Here is a 19,707-nt window from a genome sequence, read left to right on the forward strand (position 1 = left end):
CGCGCGCTTGAATACAACGTGCAGGCTTTGTCCAAGCTGATCGTCGTCAAGAACAAGCAGGTGCAGTTCAACCTGACGGCGTCGGCGCGCGAAATCCTGCGCGCCGACGATACCGACCTGGTGTTCTACCAGGTGCTGGGCACGCGCGGCGAATTCATCAGCGGCGAGCATGACCTCCCGCTGCCACCCGCCGACGAGGCGTCCTTCAGCGGCGAGGTGCGGTTGCGCGAAGACCTCATGCAGGGGGAAGAGGTGCGCGTGGCCTACACCTGGATCCCGGTCGATTCGCCGGGCGCCCAACCCATCCTTGTGCAGGTGGCCGAGACACGGGAAAAGCGCAAAACCCTGGCCACTGAAATCGTCAAGGGCGTGATGGTGCCGCAGTTTGTCACCCTGCCGCTGGCGGTGCTGCTGGTCTGGCTGGCGCTGGTGCGCGGCATCAAGCCGCTGGACCAGCTGGAAAAGCGCATCCGCGCGCGAAAATCCGACGACATGAGCCCGCTCGACGAAAGCGTGGTGCCCGAAGAAGTTGCGCCACTGGTTTCGTCGATCAACGACTTGCTGAGCCGGCTCAAGGTGTTGCTGAGCACGCAGAAGCGCTTCCTCGCCGACGCCGCTCACCAGCTCAAGACACCGCTGGCCGGCCTGCGCATGCAGGCCGACCTGGCGCAGCGCCAGACCGATGCGGAAGAGCTGAAGAAATCCCTCAAGCAGATCGGCCGCGCCAGCGTGCGCGCGACCCACACCGTCAACCAGCTGCTTGCCCTGGCCCGTGCCGAGACCACGGGCCGCAGCCTTGCCAAGCAGAAGCTCGACGTGGTGCAGGTTCTCTCCGACGCGATCCAGGACTCGGTGCCGCGCGCTCTGGAAAAACACATCGACCTCGGCTACGACGGCCCGCCCGCAGGCGAAGAAGCCAGCCTTCTCGAGGCCAACCCGACCTTGCTCAAGGAGCTGGTGCGCAATCTGCTCGACAACGCCCTCAACTACACGCCAGAAGGCGGGCAGGTCACAGTGCGCCTGCTGACCGACCGCTTCAGCGGCGTGATGGTGCTGCAGGTTGAAGACTCCGGCCCGGGCATCCCGGCTGCTGAGCGCGAGCTGGTGTTGCAGCCCTTTTACCGCGCGCTCGGCACCAACGTGGACGGCTCCGGCCTGGGTCTGGCCATCGTGGAAGAAATCGCCAAGCAGCACGGCGCCACCGTCTCGATTGAAGACGCCCTGCCCGGGCACACCCCCGCAGGCGCACGGGTGACCATCCGTTTCATGGGTTTTGCCGCCCTGCCACTGGAATGACGCGGTCTTGTCCGTCCCCGGTGTAAGACGCCGTCTGTAGATGCGCGGCCGGCATCCTGCCTACACTGGATGTCTGTTCACCGAATCCTGCCCGCCATCATGAGCCCCAAGACCGCCAAGCCCCCCGTGACCCCCACAGCCACCAGCGCGAGCACGCGCGAAAGCCGGCGCCACATGCGCACCCGCCTGAAAATCGGCCTGTCCGCCTGTTTTTCCCACCCCGACCACGCGCGCTCGCTGTTCACCGGCAAGACCCTGCAATACGTCGAGCAGTCGGTAGCGCACTGGATCATGTCCTCCGGCGCCATGGTCGTCATGGTGCCCTGCCCAACTGGCAGCACGCAGCGCGGCGACGTCAACTTCGACGACTACGCCCAGTGGCTTGACGGACTGGTGCTGCACGGCGGCGAGGACGTCTGGCCAGGCAGCTACGGCGAAGAGCCGCTGGACCAGCGCTGGTCCGGCGACCGGGTGCGCGATGAATACGACAAGGCCTTGGTCGACTCCTTCGTCAAAGCTGGCAAGCCGGTGTTCGGCATTTGCCGTGGCCTGCAGCTGCTCAATGTGGCTTTCGGTGGCACCCTTTACCAGGACATCGACACCCAGCTGCCCGAGTCCTTCTCGCACCGCGACGCTGTGGTCTACGACCAGAACTTCCACAGCGTGGACATCGTGCAGGGCACGCGACTGTCCAGCCTGTACCCCGGCGTGGAGCGCGCCCGCGTGAACAGCATTCACCACCAGGGCATCAAGGACCTGGCGTCCGAATTCGAGGCCGAGGCCATCAGCGTGTCCGACGGCATCGTCGAGGCCATACGCCGCAAGGACCCCGCGAAAAGTTATATCGCGGCCCTGCAGTGGCACCCCGAGTTTCACCAGCCGGGCTCGGACACGATTGATGATGCGGCGGTGCTGGAGGACTTTCTTGCCGCTGTGGCGGCGGCGAAAGCAAGGCTCACAGCACCCGCATGATGAATCGGCCCGTGCAGCAAGAGTGAGCCTGCTATTTTTATGTAAAACAGGGCGGCAGCCCATGCTGGACGCACCCAGCCAGCTATTAATTCAATAGTAAATAAGATCCGGGTCGGCAAGCTGCCGGCCCGGTTACCGCTTCACTCCACGCCCAGCAAGTCGTAAATCCGCGTGACGTAGGCGCCAAAGGCAGGTGTTGTCTTGATGTGCAGCTTGCGCGGCTCGGGCAGGTCGATGGGAAAGAAGTCGGCCATGCGCGCGGGCCCGGCGGTCAACACCGCGCAGTGCGAGCCGAGAAACACCGCCTCCTGGATGCTGTGTGTCACCACCACGAAAGTCTTGCGGCTCTGCTCCCAGATACGCAGCATCTCCAGATTCATTTTTTCGCGGGTCAGCGCATCCAGTGCGCCGAAAGGCTCGTCCATCAGCACCAGCTTGGGGTCGTGAATCAGGGCCCTTGCAATGGAAGCACGCTGCTGCATGCCACCCGACAGCTCGTACGGGTGCTTGTCGGCAAAACCGGTCAGCCCCACCATCTCCAGCAGACCATGCGCACGTTCCACCGCCGCCTTGCGCGGCAAGCCGAGGATGTCCGCGGGCAGCAACACGTTGTCCAGGATGCTCCGCCACTTCAGCAGCAGCGGCTGCTGGAACACCATGCCCACGTCGCGTCCGGGGTTGAAAGCCGCGCTGCCGGTTCCGCCAATCTGCAGGGTGCCACCGTCGTGGCCATGCAGGCCGGCAAGTATCTTGAGCAGCGTGGACTTGCCACAGCCCGAGGGACCGACCAGCGACACCATATCGCCCTCGTGGATGTCCAGGGTCACGTCAGAGATCGCGAGGAACTCCTGCGCGCCCTTGCGGTAGACCTTGCGCAACTGATGCATGCTGATCAGGGCCTCGCCCCGCGCAGGAACACTGGGAACCGCGCTCATGACAGCCACCGCTGCAGGTTCGCGTGCACAAAGGCGTCGTCGCTCAGGTCACCGTGGGCCTGGTAGACGCGGTCGATCTGCCCGGCCTGGCCGGTGCCCAGGCCTTCTGCCGGGTCCAGGCACCAGATACCTTCCAGCAGGCCTTGGCGCCGCAGCACTTCATGGCAGCCGGCAATACAACCGTGGAAATTGTTGGCCACGTCAAAGAAGGCGCTGTTGCAGTCGGTCACCCGTGAATCAAGCGCCAGCAGCTGCGGACTCAGCATGCCGCCGTTGGCCGCCAGTTCAGCCTTGATCTGTGCCAGCTGGCTGACCGCGCTGGCCGTCCACACCGACCAGTGGCCCAGCAGACCACCACGAAAACGCACGGTCACGGCCTGGCCGTCACGCATGGCCGCAAACGGCAGGGCGAGATCAAGCACGATGTGGTCATCGTTGCCGGTGTAGAGGAACACACGCTCCTCCGCACGCGCATCGACCAGACCACGCACCACGTCCAGACTGCGGTAACGGTTAAAGGGCGCGACCTTGATGGCCAAGGCGTTCGGGATCAGGGCAAAACGGCGCCAAAAATCGCTGGACAACACCGGCCCGCCCACCACGGTCTGCAGGTAAAACCCAATCAGCGGAATCTCTTGCGCTACAGCTTCGCAATGTGCAATCAGCTCGTGCTCCGAGGCATGGGCCAACGCCGCCAGGCTCAGCAGCCCGGCGTGGTAACCGAGCCCGATCGCAGTTTGCGCCTCGGCGCGCGCCTGGGCCGTGCTGCCGCACAGGCCGGCAATCATGGCCATGGGACGGCTGGACCAGGCCAGCCTGTCTTCCATGGCAGCGCGCAACACGGGCTCGTACAGGCCGCGTTCGCGGATGCTGAACTGCGTGGTGTGCACCCCCACGGCGAGGCCGCCGGCACCGGCATCCACGTAATAGCGTGTGAGCGCGCGCTGGCGCTGGCGGTCGAACTGGCGCTGGGCATTCAGTGCCAGCGGATGGGCGGGAATCACTGTGCCTTGCGCCAGCAGCGCCAGCACGTCTTCTGGCAGGTCGGATCGGTTCAAGGGCATGGGGACTCCTGTATCTGTGGCTGCGGCTTACCCGAATTCCGGGCCAGCAATCGCGTGAATGAAATGGGTTTGTCCCTGCAGGGGCTGATCGCCCAGCCCCATGCGCATGAAACTGCGCTGCGGCGTGAAGCCCGCGTCGCGAAGCTGGCGGGCGAATACGGTGCGTGCATCGGGCACATCGATGAAAACGGGTTCGGTCAGACCCTGTATGGCGCGCGTCATCAACTCTGCGGCGCCGGCTTCATGCAGGGCCAGCAAGGGCCCGATCTGGTGGGCGATGCGCCCGCGCCGAACGATGGCAAAACCCTCGGTGCTGCGCACACAGCGTGTATCCGGCCGCGCCAGAAAGTCCGCCAGCAGTGCGGGGCGCGGCGCGCCCAGCGCCTCTGCATCCAGCGCAGCCAGCGCTTTGGCGTCGGGGAGCTGCGTGCTGCGCGCCGCCGACCTGGACTGCGGCTGGGCAGCGCGTTGCCAGCGCGTCAGCCCATACACCGGTGAAAAGCCGAACTGGCTATAGAGGCGCTGCCCGTCCGGTGTGGCGTCCAGGTAAGCGGTTCGCTCCGCGGCTCTCACCAGGTCCAGACAGTGCAAAAACACTGCACTGCCCAGGCCCCGGCCGCGTGCATCGGGCGCCACCAGGATCATGCTGATCCAGCTGACCTGTGGGCCGTGAGGCAACACCGCGCCACTGGCGATGATCTGACCCTGCGCATCGCGCACGACGCAGGTTGTGCCTTCGCGCGAAAAAATCGCCCAGTCCTGCGGCGTCTGGTTCCAGCCGCTTTGCAGCACCAGTGCGTCCAGCCCGGCCTGTACGGCGGGGGTCAACGACTCCAGCGTTTCGACGCGGACGGCCGCTTCAGTATTTGCCATCGCGGGATTCGAACTTGGTCGGCTTGCCGTACAGGCGCTGCTCGCGGGAAATCCAGTCCGCCACCCAGCCGATCTGGCGCGACAGCGAGACGCGCGGGTAGCCGAACAGGCGCTCGGCCTCGCCGGTGTTCATGAGCCAGGCGGTTGGCGCTTCCTCGCCGACGATGTGGGCGGGCTTGCCAAAGCGCCGCGCAAACTCCTGGGCCAACCAGCGGATGGAGGTGGTCTCGGGCCCGCTCACGTTCAGGGGCGACGTCGGAACGGTCGCGACGGCCAGGCAGCGCAGGGCCTGCGCGTTGGCGTCGCCTTGCCAGATGACGTTGACATGACCCATGGTCACGTCAATCTGCTCGCCGCGCCACACCTTGGTGGCCACATCGGCCAGCACGCCATAACGCAGGTCGATCGCGTAGCTCAGGCGGAACAGACGGCCCGGGGTGCCATGAACCTGCGAGAAATATTCGAACATGCGCTCCCGACCGACACAGGAGTTGGCGTATTCGCCAGGAGGACTCAGGGACGAGTCTTCGGCGGAGCCCTGGCTGATGACCGGTACAAAGGGGTACACACAGGCCGTGGAAAAAGCCACGATGCGCGAGGTTTTGAAAGTCTCAGCCACCAGGGCCGGCACATGGGCGTTCATGGCCCAGGTCAGCGGGTTGTTGGCGTCAGCGCCGAACTTGCGGCCCGCCATGAACACCACATTGGCGCACTGCGGCAACGCGGCCACGGCAGCGCGGTCCAGCAGGTCGCAGCTGATGGTATCGATGCCGTGTTTTTCCAGCATCTCGCGCACACCGGGCTCGCTGAAACGCGCCACTGCTATCACACGGCGACCAGGCATGGCATTGCGTGCCAGGCGCGCCAAGGTGGGTCCCATTTTCCCGCCCACACCCAGAATCATCAGGTCGCCATCGAGGCGCGCCAGATCCCGGACCAGATCAAGCGAAGGCGTGGCCAGGTAGTCCTCCAGGGCCTGTTCGTCGGCGAAGCTTTCCGGAAAGGCCAGGTCGTCCAGCACGGTGGGGGAGGGATTTGACGTGTGGGTCATTGAATTCTTGCGTCTTGGGTGATGAGGAGCCGCTCCAGCAGGAGGACCAGCAGGTAAAGCAGCACGCCCAGTCCGGTGATGAGCAGCACGGCCATGAAGACGGCAGGGGTGTCGAGCGAGGCCTGCAGCTGAATCATCAGGTAACCCAGGCCCTTGTCGGAAGCAATGAACTCACCGACCACAGCGCCGGCGACCGCCAGGATGGTGGCGACTTTCATCCCGGAAAACACGTAGGGCAGGGAGCCCGGCAGCTGGATGTAGCGAAACAGCTGCCAGCGTGAGCCTTTGAGCGCGCGCACCAGGTCGAGCAGTTCGGGCTCGGTCTCATTGAGGCCGCGAATGGTGGTCAGCAGGATGGGGAAAAAACACAGGCTGAAAGTGATCAGGATATTGGTGGCTATACCGTAGCTGAACCAGACGATGACCAGCGGCCCGAGCGCCACCTTGGGGACCATGTTCAGCGTGACCAGCACCGGAAACACCAGCAGCGTGAGCCGCCGGCTGGTGATGAACAACAGGGCGCACAGGATGCCCAGCACCAGCCCCAGGGCATAGCCGCCGAAAATCTCGATCGCCGTGACCGTGGTGTTGCTGAGCCAGCTCAGGTTGGTGTTGGACAGGGTTGCCAGCACCCGCGACGGCGCCGGCAGGATGAAGGACTGGATGGCGAAAACGCGCACCACGGCTTCCCAGAGCAACACGCCCGCCAGGTGGATGCCCACAATGGTCCCCCAGCGCCCCCAGGGCGGTCCGCTGCCGTCCGGCGCTGGCGCAACAGCCAACGCCACACCATCAAGGGGAGCCTTCATGTGAATTCCTTCGCGCAAACAGTCATTCGCGAATCATAGATTTGCCGCAAACCGTTGTCAACCAACTAGTTGAATTAACTTCAGATCAGCAAGCGCCGCCGGCAGCGCGCGGGGACTAACTGGCATGGCGACACGTCAACCCAAACCATGAAATTAATGCGCCATGCCAGTACCCTCACCCCGGCCCTCTCCCACAAGTGGGCGAGGGTGAGAAGCGTCGCTTCGCGAATTTCACGTTAACACTCGATCACGTTGACCGCCAGGCCGCCGCGCGAGGTCTCCTTGTACTTGGTCTTCATGTCGGCGCCGGTCTCGCGCATGGTCTTGATAACCTGGTCCAGCGAGACCGAATGGCTGCCGTCACCGCGCAGCGCCATGCGCGCGGCATTGATGGCTTTGGTAGCCCCCATGGCGTTGCGCTCTATGCAGGGCACCTGCACCAGACCCCCCACCGGGTCGCAGGTCAGGCCCAGGTTGTGCTCCATGCCGATCTCCGCTGCGTTCTCCACCTGTGCCGGCGTGCCGCCCAGCACTTCGGCCAGCGCGCCTGCAGCCATCGAACAAGCCACGCCAACCTCGCCCTGGCAACCCACTTCGGCGCCGGAGAGCGAGGCGTTTTCCTTGTACAGAAGGGCGATCGCCGCAGCCGTCAGCAAAAAGCGCTCTACGCCTTCGGCGTTTGCCCCATGGATGAAGCGGGTGTAGTAATGCAGCACCGCCGGGATGATGCCGGCCGCTCCGTTAGTGGGCGCCGTCACCACCCGTCCGCCGCTGGCGTTTTCCTCGTTGACCGCCAGTGCATACAGGCTGATCCAGTCCAGCACGACCAGCGGGTCGGTCAGTCCAGCTTGCGGTTGGCTGTTGAGCTGGCGCAGCAGGTCGGGAGCACGGCGCTTCAGGCGCATCGGTCCCGGCAGCACGCCTTCATGGGCGCAGCCATTGCGCACGCACTCCTGCATCACGGTCCAGATCCGCGCCAGACCGGCCGAAGTCTCGGCCTCGGGTCGCAGAGCGGCTTCGTTGGCGCGCATCAATGCACTGACGGACAGCCCCTGCGCTTTGCACAAGCCCAGCAGTTGGTCCCCGGTGGTGAAAGGGTAAGGCACAGGGGTGTCAACCGTCACCAACGCCCGCGCGCCGTCGTCCACCACAAAACCGCCACCCACCGAGTAATAGTCGCGCGAGCACAGCACGGCACCCTCGGCCGACAACGCGATAAAACGCATGCCGTTGGGATGAAACGGCAGCGTCTTGCGGTAGTACAGCAGGTGTTCTGTTTCAAAAAAACGCACGGCGTGGGTGCCCTGCAGGCGCAGGCTCTGGTCGCTGCGGATTTTTGCCAGTCGGGCATCTGTGGTCGACGTATCGACGCAGTCCGGCTCTTCGCCCTGCAGCCCCAGCATCACGGCTTTTCCGCTACCGTGGCCCTTGCCGGTAGCGCCCAGCGAGCCATAAAGCTCGGTTCGCACAGCGGCGGTTTGCCCAAGCAGACCGCCCTCGGCCAGGCAGCGAACAAAACGGGCCGCCGCGCGCATCGGGCCTACCGTGTGCGAACTGGACGGGCCGATGCCAATCTTGAAAATATCCAGCACGCTGAGGGTCATGAGTGGTCCATATCTCGGAAACAAGGGGTCATGCGGCGTCAGGGCCGCAGGGCATTCAGCGCAAACTCAATCACGTGACGCCGGCGTTGCACCAACGCGCCACGCGAGCCCAGCGGCTTGCCGAAGATGGCCGAAAGCGTATGGTTGTTTGAAAAGAAGAAATACGAAATGCCAGCGACGGAAATATAGAGGTTGATCGCATCAAAGTCAGCGCGGAACACGCCCGCACTCACACCGCGCTCCAGCGTGGCCTCCAGCATCTCGATGAACGGCGAGTGCATCTTCTGCAAGCGCTCGGAAGCCAGGATGTGACTGCCCTGGTTGCGGTTTTCGTCGGTCAGCAGCGCAATGAATTCCGGATGCTCAGCCAAGTAGTCAAATGAGAAGCCCACCAGCTGGGCCATGGCCTCCATGGGCTCCAGCGCCCCCAGCGACAACTTTTGTTCCTTCTCGCGTATTTCGGCGTAAACCGCCTCCAGCGCGACGAGGTAAAGCCCCTGCTTGCTGTCAAAGTAGTGGTAGACCAATTGCTTGTTGACCCCCGCGACGGCCGCGATCTCGTCTACGCGCGCGCCGGCAAAGCCCTTGCGCGAAAACTCCGCCACGGCAGCCGCGATGAGGGCTGCCCTGGCGACCGAGGCATCGCGCCTGGGCGTCTGCAGTGCAGGTTCAGGGTTTTTCAATAAAGTGGCCATATTGCTTCTCAACCAAACAGTTGGTAATATAAACTGGAAAGCGCCCCATCCGATCAATCATTCATTTCTGGAGTTGAACCCATGCGAAGACTAGTGAAATCCGCCGCCACCCTATTGTTGGCGACAAGCGCCTCATTTGCCATGGCGGCAGACCCCATGAGCCTGATGTTGAACTGGACTCCCACAGCCGATCATTCACCGATCTACTACGCAAAATCCAAAGGCTGGTACAACGACGCCGGGATTGACCTCAAGATCGAGGCGGGCAGGGGCTCTGGCGTGGCAGCGCAACGCGTGGGTTCGGGCGGCGCGGACGTCGGCATCGCCGACCTCCCCACCGCCATGCAGGCCAAAGGCAAAGGCGCGGACCTCAAGGCCATCATGGTGATTTATGCCAATTCCCCCCAGGGCTTTTATTGGCTCAAATCGTCCGGCATCACTGGCCCCAAGGACTTTGCCGGCCGCAAGATCGGTAACCCGCCCGGTGATGCCTCGCGCCTGATGTGGCCCGCCTTCGCCAAGAAAACCGGGCTGGAGCCGGCCTCCGTGAATTTTGTGAATATCAGCCCGCCAGCCAAGGTCGCCGCACTGAAAAGCAAGTCTGTCGACATCATCAGCGACTTCTACAACGAACATGACCTGAAGGTTCGCGAATTCGGCGCAGACCTGGGCTTTGTGGCTTGGCGCTCCATCGGCGTCAATGTGTACGGCAATGCCTTTGTGGTCAATGGCGCTTATCTGGCCGCCAACACTGATCGCATAAGGAAATTTGTCGCCGTGACGCAACGCGCCTATGCGGAATGCGTCAAGGATTTTTCCCCTTGCCTGCAGGCACTGACTACCGACGTCAGCGGTTTGAACCCGGACAACCAGCGTGACCAGTGGGAACGCATCAAGCAATTGATGCGCGACGACACCACGACCAAGGTTGCCCTGGGCAGCTTTGACAGCGCACGTATTAAGGCCGACTACGACCTGGTGCAAAGCCTGATCGGCATAGACAAACCCTTCGATCCGGCCACCATGTTCACCAACGAGTTCCTCGACAAGAACCTTCGCATGACCGCGAACTGAGGTCCTTGCGGGGGTGTTCCCCCGCTGCGCTCCCGGCCAGACGCAGGCCGTGAGCGCCAGGGCCGGCACCTGGGCGTCAGCTCAGGTGCTTGCCGACAATCCCCGCCAACTCAAACATCGTCACCTGCGGTTTGCCAAACACCGCGAGCAGCTTGGCGTCGGCATTGATGGCGCGCTTGTTGGCCGCGTCCTGCAGACCTTCGGCCTTGATGTAGTCCCAGAGTTTCTTGATGACCTGGGTGCGCGCCACCGGCTCGGCGCCTATCACCGCAGCCAACGCGTCACTGGGTTTCAGGCCGCTGCCGGGCTTGGCCACACGCGCGACTTTGGGTTTGGCCACCTTGGCGGCCGGTGTTTTTTTGGCGGCGACTTTTTTAGCGGCAACCTTCTTCGCAGCGGGGCCTGCGGACTTGGCCGCAACGGTTTTGCCGAACGGCGTTTTCACCGTGCCGGTTCTTGGCGATCCGGCCGTCTTGCGCGGCGGGAACTTGGACGGCGCGAATTCGAAGTTCACCTTGCCGGCTTCGGCGTCCCAGGCCAGCATGGCCTTGAACGGCCGGCGTGTGCGCATGGAGACAAACTTGTCGAGCAGGTCGGTCTTGCCGGTCGTCAGCAGCTTGACCATCTGCTCGCGCTCGACCGGCTGCTGCAGGATCATCTGGCCGGTCTTGAAGTCGCAGCTGGGGGTCGGTTGCGCGTTGGTCGGTACCGACTTTTCGCAGACATAGTTCTTGCCGTGTTCGAACACGCCTGCGCCGCACTTGGGGCAGGCGCCCAGCGACTGCTGGGCGCTGAAGTCGACGATCTCGCCGGTTTCGCCGGCCTTGTCGTCGCCGAAATCAAACTCTAGTTTGTAGTTCTTCGTCTCTTCGTCGAACTTGATGACCATCTCGGCCGTGAAAGGCCAGCCCGCCTTGGAGCGAAAGCCGTCGAGCGGACCGATTTTTTTGTCACGCAAAAACTGCTCAACCTCGGCCACTTCAAAGGTGCGGCCGGCCGGCGTCTTGCCGAAGGAAAAGCCGCAACCGCTGTCGGCGTTTTCACCCTTTTTGCCGGTGCAGGTGTAGCGCCGGTAGTTTTCCCGGATGATGCCGCCGCAGTTGGGGCAGGGCGCACTCAATGTCGCGTAGTCGCCAGGAATCGTGTCCTTGTCGTAACCCTTGGCCTTGTTGACCAGGTTTTTGGTCATGTCGGCAATCTCGGCCATGAAGGTCTCGCGGCTCAGGTTGCCCTTTTCCATCTGCGCGAGTTTGTATTCCCAGTCGCCGGTCAGGTCGGCACGCGAGAGTTCTTCCACGCCCAGGCCGCGCAGCAGCGTCATGAGCTGAAAGGCTTTGGCCGTCGGGATCAGCTCGCGGCCTTCGCGCAGCATGTATTTCTCGTTGATCAGGCCCTCGATGGTCGCCGCACGCGTGGCCGGTGTGCCCAGGCCTTTTTCCTGCATGGCCTCGCGCAACTCGTCGTCGTCAATGGTCTTGCCGGCGCCTTCCATGGCGCCCAGCAGGGTGGCTTCCGAATAACGCGCCGGCGGCCGGGTTTTCAGGGCCTTGGCCTCGACCACTTCGGCGCGCACCATCTCGCCCGGCTTGACTGCCACCAGGGTCTTGCTGTCTTTTTCGTCGGTGTTTTCGTCTTCGGCTTCCTTGCCGTAGATCGCCAGCCAGCCCGGCTTGACCAGCACCTTGCCTTCGGTCTTGAAGCTGTGACCGACGGATTGCGAGATACGTGTCGTCACCAGGTATTCAGCGCTCGGGAAAAACACCGCCATGAAGCGGCGCACCACCAGGTCATAAAGCTTTTGCTCGGCGTCGCTCAGGCCGCTGGGTGTCTGCAGCGTGGGGATGATAGCGAAGTGATCGCTCACCTTGGCGTTGTCGAAAATGCGCTTGCTGGGCTTGATGTAGTTGCCCTTGATCGCGGTGGCCGCATGCGGCGCCAGGTGTTTCATCGGGCTGGCAGCCAGCATTTCAAAGGTCTGCTTGACCACCAGCAAATAATCTTCAGGCAGCGCACGCGAGTCGGTACGCGGGTAAGTCAGTGCCTTGTGGCGCTCGTACAGGCTTTGCGCGATCGACAGCGTGGTCTTGGCCGAGAAGCCGAACTTGCCGTTGGCCTCGCGCTGCAGCGAGGTCAAATCAAACAGCTGACCCGCAGCCTGCGTGGTGGGCTTGCTTTCTTCTGTGACGGTGGCGGCCTTGCCGCGCACGGCCTCGGCAATCGCCAGCGCCTCGCGTTCGGACCAGACTCGGTCAGCCTTCAGCTCGGCATCGGGCTCGGCATTGTCGGCGTTGGCCGCAGCCTTTTTCCACTTCGGGTCGAACCACTTGGCCGGGTATTCGCCGGCCTCGGCCAGAAAGCTCGCGTGGATTTCCCAATAGTCGCGGCTCACAAACTTGCGGATTTTCTCCTCGCGCTCGACCACCACCGACAGGGTCGGCGTCTGCACCCGGCCCACCGTCGTCAGAAAGAAACCGCCGTCACGCGAGTTGAAAGCCGTCATGGCCCGCGTGCCGTTGATACCAACCATCCAGTCGGCTTCCGAGCGCGAACGCGCCGCGTCGGCCAGGCCCTGCATCTGCTTTTCGCTGCGCAGGCTTTCAAAACCGTCGCGGATGGCGGCCGGCGTCATCGACTGCAGCCACAGGCGCTTGACCGGGTGTTTGCTTTTGGCGTACTGCTGGATCAGGCGGAAGATCAGCTCGCCTTCGCGACCCGCGTCACAGGCGTTGACCAGCGCATCTACGTCCTTGCGTTTGGTCAGCTTGACGATGGCATTGAGCCGCGTCTTGGTCTTGTCCATCGGCTTCAGGTCGAAGTAGGGCGGGATCACCGGCAGGTTGGCAAAGCTCCACTTGCCGCGTTTGACGTCAAACTCTTCCGGCGCCTGGATCTCGACCAGGTGGCCGACGGCCGAGGTGATTACCCACTCGTCGCTCTCGAAATATTCGTCGTGTTTTTCAAACTTGCCCGCCGTCGGCGTGATGGCGCGGACGATGTCCTGCGCCACCGAAGGCTTTTCTGCAATCACCAGTGTTTTCATAAAAACTTCTTCAACCCTTGTACATCTTCGGGGAACATTTCCCCGGCTTCTGCAAACACGACTTTTCCGCTCTGCCCATCACGCGCCACCTTGAGCACCACCACTACGGGCAGGCCGGCCGGCTTGGGCAGCTTTGTAGCAACTTCTGGCGTCAGCATTCCCGCAGGAAAACTGTAGCCCTTGCTCTTCATATAGGCCGCCGCCGCCTCGGGCTTGGTATCAATCGACAGGGCCAGCACCTCCAGCCCCCGGGCCTGGTTGGCCCGCCACAAGGCCTCTATATGGGGCGACTGGACGGCACAAAAAGGGCACCAGCTGGCCCACCAGTACACCACAAGCGTCTTTCCGCCAGCGGCGGCAGGTGTCCAGACACGACCGTCGAGCAGTGTCACCGGCGGCAACGCCAGGGTGCTGCCAACCGCCAGCAGGGGGCTGCCCTGTCCCTGGGCCCAGGCGCGCGCGGCCAGGCCAGGCGCGGTGAAAGCGGCCAGCCAGGAAATCAGTTTTCTGCGGTTGAACATGGTTGGGCCATCCTGGGTTGGTGGAGCGCATCACTACAATAGCGGCTTCGCGCGTACGCACGCGCGCACCCGCACGGGCGCGCACATGCATGAATTAACCATACCAAAAAAAACCGTCGTGTCAAAAACTCAGGTCTTGCCCCCCCTTTCCAGCCCGGCCACAGGCCCCGACTCCGCCGCAGGCCGCCGCATCCAGACACGCGTCTCGGGCGTGCACGGCAAGGGCGTATTTGCAGTGCAGGACCTCGCCGAAGGCGAAACACTGATCGAATACATCGGCGAGATCATCAACTGGAAAGAAGCCCTGCGCCGCCACCCGCACGACCCCAAGGACGCGAACCACACCTTCTACTTTCACATTGACGAAGACCATGTGATCGACGCCAAACATGGCGGCAACTCCTCGCGCTGGATCAACCACAGCTGCAAGCCCAACTGCGAAGCCGACGAGCAGGACGGCCGCGTCTTCATCAAGGCACTGCGCAACATCCCTGCCGGCGAGGAGCTGTTCTACGACTACGGCCTGATCATCGACGCCAAGTACACCAAAAAGCTGCTGGCCGAGTACCCGTGCTGGTGCGGGGCAAAAAGCTGCCGCGGCACCTTGCTGGCGCCCAAAGACGACGACGGCAAGAAAACCAAGAAGCACAAGCAGGCGAAAAAGACTGAAAAGACCGAAAAGATAAAGGTCGCGATGGCTGACAAGGCCGTGAAGCCGAAAAAAGAGTTCAGGAAAGAACTCAAGAAAATCCTGAAGAAGGCCGGCAAGGACGGCAAGCCTGAAAAGAGCAAAAAAGCCTGAGCGCCCATCCTGATCTGTCATTGCGGGCCTGATCCGCAATCCATACAGGCCTGCTCGGGCCCGTGATCATCGCGGCATGGATCCCGGGTCCGGTCTGCGGTGACATACCGGCAACCGGGGTTCTGTTGACCACCGCTCAGCCAAACTGTCCTTCCAACGCACCACGTCATGAGCCCCACCCCAACCACCCCCATCCGCTGGCCGGCCGAAGCCATCCGGGAAGTCGTGGCGCCCGTGCTGCACGGCTTTACGGTAGAGGTGCTGCCCAGCATTGATTCAAGCAACACCGAGCTGATGCGGCGCTTCCGCGCGGCCAGCGCTGCAGGGGCCGGCGCCCCCGAGGCTGTGCTGCTGGTGGCCGAGCAGCAAAGCGCCGGGCGCGGCCGCATGGGGCGCAGCTGGCAAAGCAGCGCGGGCGACAGCCTGACCTTTTCGCTGGGCATGCCGCTGCAGCCGGCCGACTGGTCAGGTCTGTCGCTGGCGGTCGGCATCAGCATCGCCGAAAGCCTGGAGCCGGCGCCGCAAGGCGGCCAGCCCCGCATCCGCCTGAAATGGCCCAATGACCTGTGGCTGACCGATGCGCAGGGCGAGCGCAAGCTGGCCGGCATCCTGGTTGAAACCGCCAGCTGGGGCGAGCTGCGCTACGTGGTTATTGGCGTCGGCCTCAACGTGCGCCCGCTGGCCCTGGCAGAACCCGCAGCGTCGGCGATGCCGCCCGCCGCACTGCGGGACCTGCTGCCCGGCGTCGACGTGGCGCAGGCCCTGCAGCTGCTGGCCGCGCCGCTGGTGCAGGCGGTGCAGGCTTTCGGGCTGTTTGGTTTTGCGCCCTTCCAGGCGCGTTTTGCGGCGCGTGATGCGTTGGCAGGGCGCGCCGTGCACCTGTCCGACGGCACCGAAGGCGTGGCCCACGGTGTCGGCGAAAACGGCGCGCTGCTGGTGCATACTGCGGCTGGCATGCAAGCAATCTCCAGTTCCGAAGTCAGCGTCCGGCCCGTGGGCCAGGCCGTGCCGGCACGCCCATGCTGAGACTGGCGGTGCTGCTGCTGGTGCTGGCCAATGCCGGTTACTGGGCCTGGTCGCAAGGGCTGCTGGCGGCCTATGGCCTGGCGCCAGCGGTGCAGTCCGAGCCCCAGCGCATGGCCGCGCAAATCCGGCCCGAGGCCATCCGCCTGCTGACCCCCGACGAAGCGAAAAAGATCGAAACCCGACCGCCCGGCGCGGCTCTGGCGCCAACCGCCGCCGAGGCACCGGCAACGCCCGAATGCCTGCAGGCCGGCCTGTTCAACGAGCAGCAGACCGCCACCCTGCGCGCCAGCCTGGATGCCGCGCTGCCAGCGGGCAGCTGGCAGTTTGAAAGCAGCATCGAGCCAGCGCGCTGGATTGTGTACATGGGCAAATACAACACCGAAGAATCGCTGGCCAAAAAACGCGGCGAGCTGCGCCAGCTCGGCGTGGCCTTTCGCCCGGTCACCAACCCGGCGCTGGCCCCCGGCTTGGCGCTGGGCAGCTTTGCGGTGCAGGCCGACGCCGACAGGGAGCTGGCGCGCATCGCCACCAAAGGCGTGCGCACCGCCCGGGTCACGCAGGAGCGTGCCGAAGCCCGCGGCCAGATCCTCAAGTTCGCGAGCGTGGATGCAGAGCTGCGCGCCCGTCTGGAGGCAGTCAAACCGCAGCTTGAGGGCAAGGCGCTGCAGGCTTGCCCCTGAGTTTTCACCGGCCCTGCAATGCCGGCTCACTCCTGTTTTTATAGCTGTATGCGCCCGCGTGGCAAGTTCTCAGGCTTATTTTTCCGCGTGCGGCAGGGCGTAGGCGATGACATGGTCGCCCGCCGTCGTGCCCACCGAGCCGTGGCCGCCGGCCGCCACCAGCAGGTACTGCCGGCCGTTGGCACCGGTGTAGGCCATGGGCGTCGCCTGCCCGCCGGCCGGCAGACGCTTCTGCCACAGCTGCCTGCCCGTGGCCACGTCGTAGGCGCGTATGTAGTTGTCCAGCGTGCCCGCCATGAAGGCCACGCCGCCCGCCGTGACAATCGGTCCGCCCAGCACCGGAACGCCCATCCTGAAGGGCAGCGGCAGCGGCGTCAGGTCGCGAATGGTGCCGTTTTTGTGCATCCACACCACCTTGCCGGTGGTCAGGTCGGCACCCGCCACAAAACCCCAGGGCGGTTGCTGGCAGGGAATGCCCAGCGGCGAGGTGAAGGCACTCATCTGGGCGGCAAACGGCGCGCCGAAGTTCTCGTTGAGCGCGGGCAGGCTGCCCGGCGGCGGCGCGCCGCCCTGTTGCACCATCAAGGCCCGGTCATCGGGCCGCCGGACCAGCCGGGACACAAAGGCAAAATGCACCGGCGCTGAAAACACCATCTGCCGCAGCGGGTCCACCGCTACGCTGCCCCAGTTGAACACTCCCCAGTTGCCCGGGTAGATCAGCGAGCCACCGGTGCTGGGCGGCGTGAAGCGGCCCTCGTAACGCAGCCGGTGAAAGGCAATGCGGCAGTACAGCTGGTCGAACATCGTCGCGCCCCACATGTCGTGGCCAGTGAGGCGCGGCGGCTCAAACGACAGCGCCGAATGCGGCTGCGTGCGCGCCGTCCGGTCGCCTTCGGCTGCTCCCTGCGGCGCCGGCATCTCGCTGACCGGCAACAGCGGCTCGCCGGTGCGCCGGTCCAGCACAAAAATCTCGCCCTGCTTGGTGGCCTGCACCAGCGCCGGCACGGTCTTGCCCTGGAAGTTCAGGTCCACCAGGCTGGGCTGCGACGGCACGTCGTAGTCCCACAGGTCGTGGTGCACCGTCTGGAAGTTCCAGCGCACCTTGCCGGTCGCCAGCTCCAGCGCAACAACGGACGATGAAAAGCGCTCGACCGCCGGGCTGCGCTGGCCGCCCCACTGGTCGGGCGGCTGGTTGCCCAGCGGTACATACACCAGGCCCAGCGCCTCGTCCACGCTGGAGATGGACCAGCTGTTGGGCGAGTTGGCGGTGTAGGTCTGCCCTGGCGCTATTGGTGCCGTGGCGTCCGGGTTGCCCGGGTCCCAGTTCCAGACCAGCTCGCCGGTGTGGATGTCAAACGCGCGGATCACGCCGGATTGTTCGCGCGTCGAGACGTTGTCCAGCACCGTTCCGCCCACGATGACGAGCTTGCTGGTCAGCACCACTGGCGAGGTCGAGTAGTAGGCCCCCGGCCGCACATTGGGCATATGGGCCCAGAGGTCGATCTGGCCCTTGCCGCCGCCGAAGCTGGTGCAGACCGCGCCGTTGTCGGGGTTCAGCGCAATCAGGCGGCCGTCAGCCGTGGGCATGAACAGCCGGGCGGCGCAGTAGGCGCTGGTTTCGCCGGTTGCTGCGGCCACCGGCGCCGCAGGCCGCGCTGTCTCCTGCCTTGCTGCCAGGGACGCTGCTGGGGATGGGCCTGGGTCCGGGGCCGCCGCAGCCGCCGGCAGCGCCGCGCCAGCGCCGCCAGGCGGCTGGTAGGCCAGGCCGCGGCAGGTCAGGTGCTGCAGTGCCAGCTTGTCCTGGATCTTCGGGTTGTAGCGCCAGATTTCGCGACCCGTGGTGGCATCCAGCGCAATCACCGACTGGTGCGGCGTGCACAGGAACAGGCGGTTGCCCACTTTCAGCGGCGTCACTTCAAAGGTGGTTTCCGTCGGGTCGCCGGCTTGCCCGCGCAGGTCGCCGGTGCGGTAATGCCAGGCCTCCTGCAGGCCGGCCACGTTGGCCGGCGTGATCTGCGCCAGCGGCGAATAACGCTGACCAGCAGCAGTGCGGCCGTAGGCCGGCCACTCGCCGGGCGGCGCGTCGTTTCCCCCCACGCCAGCCGGTTGCGCCTGAATCAGCGGCAGGGTGCCGCTCAGCGCATGCGGGTCGTGAAACCACGAGGCTACCGAAACCACAGCCCACAGGCCCAGTGTCGCGCTCAGCGCCAGCCCGCTGCCGCGACGGGCTGAAGCCGACGCCACCATGGAGCGTGTAACCCAAGGCGTGAGCAGGACCAGGCCCAGCACAAACCAGACACCGCCGCGCGCCGCCAGCGGCCACCAGTCCAGCCCTGACTCCCAAAGCGCCCATAGCAAGGTCGCAAGCGTCAGCGCCGCGTACAGGCCCAGTGCCAGCGGCCGGCGCTGGGCCAGCAACAGCCCGGTCAGCACCAGGCCGACGCTGGCAAGAAGGTAGTACCAGGAGCCACCCAACGCCACCAGCCAGGTGCCGGCCACGCCCAGTGCCAGCCCGATCAAAGTCCACAGCACCGCAAGCACCACAGGAAGACGGGAACGTTTGGTGGCTGGTTGCGTGGTCATGCGGTTTCTCCGGGAAGCGGTTGCGCAGCCCGGACGCCGGTACCGCAGATCAGCCAATAAAGGAGCCAAAGGAGCCGAGTCAACACCGGGAAAGGCTTTCCACCCTAATGGTCTGGAGGTCCGCCGTCTGTGCGCCGGCTTCCTCCGGGCCTGTAGGAAAGCGCCCAACTCCAAGGACTTTGCGCCAACCGGCCCGATGACTGCCGCCGACGATTGCTATCGTCTGGATAGCTGCCAACGCACAACAGGCGGGACTTTCGCGGCATTTCATGCATCATTACCGGCCCCGCCCCGGGGCCTGACCGTCGGCGCACGCCTACAGTTTGCTGCGACGCCACCCCACAGACGTGTTCGGGCCACCTGTTTACCTTGACTGCTTCATAAAGGAGGAAAGGGCCATGTTGCTCAGCACTTTTCTGGTCGAAGACAGGCTCGACATGCGTGACACCTTGATCCAGGCCATGGAAGAAGTCGCGCCCTGCCGGTTCGTCGGGTACGCCGAGAGCGAAACCAAAGCCCGGCAATGGTTGCTTGCGCACCAGGACGACTGGCAGCTGGCGATTGTGGATCTGTTTCTGGCTGACGGCTCGGGCTTCGGCGTGCTCAGGGAGTGCCAAACACGCCGGCAAAACCAGAAAGTGGTCGTCCTCACCAGTTACTACCACGGCAACATTGCCAAAAA

At 64.2% G+C, this 19,707-nt stretch carries 17 protein-coding genes; 7 read left to right on the forward strand and 10 right to left on the reverse strand.

Features of this window, described 5'->3' with window-relative positions; translation table 11 throughout:
• The coding region (locus ACESMT_RS19940; protein WP_372828337.1) for a sensor histidine kinase N-terminal domain-containing protein at positions 1 to 1,296 on the forward strand (1,296 nt) is incomplete at its 5' end.
• A gap of 174 nt (positions 1,297 to 1,470) precedes the next feature.
• Positions 1,471 to 2,268 (forward strand): gamma-glutamyl-gamma-aminobutyrate hydrolase family protein, encoded by a 798-nt coding sequence (locus tag ACESMT_RS19945; RefSeq protein WP_372828354.1) that lies wholly within the window; start codon positions 1,471 to 1,473, stop codon positions 2,266 to 2,268.
• A 140-nt stretch (positions 2,269 to 2,408) separates the two neighbouring features.
• On the opposite strand, the gene ACESMT_RS19950 is transcribed toward ACESMT_RS19945, so the two are convergent.
• The 7 genes from ACESMT_RS19950 to ACESMT_RS19980 all read right to left on the reverse strand — a co-directional run bounded on the left by ACESMT_RS19950 (position 2,409) and on the right by ACESMT_RS19980 (position 9,299).
• Positions 2,409 to 3,203 carry an ABC transporter ATP-binding protein gene (locus ACESMT_RS19950; protein ID WP_372828338.1) on the reverse strand — a complete coding sequence of 265 codons (795 nt, stop codon included), beginning with the start codon at positions 3,201 to 3,203 and terminating at the stop codon, positions 2,409 to 2,411.
• Positions 3,200 to 4,267, reverse strand: a complete 1,068-nt coding sequence (locus ACESMT_RS19955; protein WP_372828339.1) for a dihydrodipicolinate synthase family protein — start codon at positions 4,265 to 4,267, stop codon at positions 3,200 to 3,202. The genes ACESMT_RS19950 and ACESMT_RS19955 overlap by 4 nt, the downstream gene beginning before the upstream one ends.
• Positions 4,268 to 4,294: 27 nt before the next feature.
• Positions 4,295 to 5,140, reverse strand: a complete 846-nt coding sequence (locus ACESMT_RS19960) for a GNAT family N-acetyltransferase (protein WP_372828340.1) — start codon at positions 5,138 to 5,140, stop codon at positions 4,295 to 4,297.
• Positions 5,127 to 6,191: an NAD-dependent epimerase/dehydratase family protein gene (locus ACESMT_RS19965; RefSeq protein ID WP_372828341.1), complete on the reverse strand. Its 1,065-nt coding sequence runs from the start codon at positions 6,189 to 6,191 to the stop codon at positions 5,127 to 5,129. Before ACESMT_RS19965 ends, ACESMT_RS19960 begins: the two co-directional genes overlap by 14 nt.
• Positions 6,188 to 7,000, reverse strand: coding sequence for an ABC transporter permease (locus ACESMT_RS19970; protein WP_372828342.1), 813 nt, complete (start codon positions 6,998 to 7,000; stop codon positions 6,188 to 6,190). Before ACESMT_RS19970 ends, ACESMT_RS19965 begins: the two co-directional genes overlap by 4 nt.
• A 236-nt stretch (positions 7,001 to 7,236) precedes the next feature.
• Entirely contained in the window at positions 7,237 to 8,604 is a 1,368-nt protein-coding gene (locus tag ACESMT_RS19975; RefSeq protein ID WP_372828343.1) for an L-serine ammonia-lyase, read from the reverse strand.
• A gap of 38 nt (positions 8,605 to 8,642) precedes the next feature.
• On the reverse strand, positions 8,643 to 9,299 hold the full coding sequence (locus ACESMT_RS19980) for a TetR family transcriptional regulator (protein ID WP_372828344.1): 657 nt from the start codon (positions 9,297 to 9,299) through the stop codon (positions 8,643 to 8,645).
• An 81-nt stretch (positions 9,300 to 9,380) separates the two neighbouring features.
• Between ACESMT_RS19980 and ACESMT_RS19985 the strand changes: the two genes are divergently transcribed.
• On the forward strand, positions 9,381 to 10,373 hold the full coding sequence (locus ACESMT_RS19985) for an ABC transporter substrate-binding protein (RefSeq protein WP_372828346.1): 993 nt from the start codon (positions 9,381 to 9,383) through the stop codon (positions 10,371 to 10,373).
• Between the two features lie 76 nt (positions 10,374 to 10,449).
• Here ACESMT_RS19985 and ACESMT_RS19990 read toward each other — a convergent pair whose 3' ends face one another.
• A complete protein-coding gene (locus tag ACESMT_RS19990; protein ID WP_372828347.1) occupies positions 10,450 to 13,413 on the reverse strand; it encodes a DNA topoisomerase III in 2,964 nt (987 codons plus the stop codon).
• Entirely contained in the window at positions 13,410 to 13,934 is a 525-nt protein-coding gene (locus ACESMT_RS19995) for a TlpA family protein disulfide reductase (RefSeq protein ID WP_372828348.1), read from the reverse strand. The genes ACESMT_RS19990 and ACESMT_RS19995 overlap by 4 nt, the downstream gene beginning before the upstream one ends.
• An 85-nt stretch (positions 13,935 to 14,019) precedes the next feature.
• Here ACESMT_RS19995 and ACESMT_RS20000 point away from each other — a divergent pair, with 85 nt between their 5' ends.
• The 3 genes from ACESMT_RS20000 to ACESMT_RS20010 all read left to right on the forward strand — a co-directional run bounded on the left by ACESMT_RS20000 (position 14,020) and on the right by ACESMT_RS20010 (position 16,442).
• Positions 14,020 to 14,736 carry an SET domain-containing protein gene (locus tag ACESMT_RS20000; protein ID WP_372828349.1) on the forward strand — a complete coding sequence of 239 codons (717 nt, stop codon included), beginning with the start codon at positions 14,020 to 14,022 and terminating at the stop codon, positions 14,734 to 14,736.
• Positions 14,737 to 14,904: 168 nt separating this feature from the next.
• Positions 14,905 to 15,762 (forward strand): biotin--[acetyl-CoA-carboxylase] ligase, encoded by an 858-nt coding sequence (locus ACESMT_RS20005; RefSeq protein WP_372828350.1) that lies wholly within the window; start codon positions 14,905 to 14,907, stop codon positions 15,760 to 15,762.
• Positions 15,756 to 16,442, forward strand: coding sequence for an SPOR domain-containing protein (locus ACESMT_RS20010; RefSeq protein ID WP_372828351.1), 687 nt, complete (start codon positions 15,756 to 15,758; stop codon positions 16,440 to 16,442). The genes ACESMT_RS20005 and ACESMT_RS20010 overlap by 7 nt, the downstream gene beginning before the upstream one ends.
• A gap of 75 nt (positions 16,443 to 16,517) precedes the next feature.
• Here ACESMT_RS20010 and ACESMT_RS20015 read toward each other — a convergent pair whose 3' ends face one another.
• Complete coding sequence (locus ACESMT_RS20015) at positions 16,518 to 19,025, reverse strand: membrane-bound PQQ-dependent dehydrogenase, glucose/quinate/shikimate family (protein ID WP_372828352.1); 2,508 nt, start codon at positions 19,023 to 19,025, stop codon at positions 16,518 to 16,520.
• 398 nt (positions 19,026 to 19,423) lie between these two features.
• On the opposite strand from ACESMT_RS20015, the gene ACESMT_RS20020 reads away from it, so the two are divergent.
• Positions 19,424 to 19,707, forward strand: a 284-nt coding sequence (locus tag ACESMT_RS20020; RefSeq protein WP_372828353.1) for a response regulator, incomplete at its 3' end; no start/stop codon positions are given.

Source organism: Polaromonas sp., assembly GCF_041689105.1.
Taxonomy (GTDB): Bacteria; Pseudomonadota; Gammaproteobacteria; order Burkholderiales; family Burkholderiaceae_C; genus Polaromonas.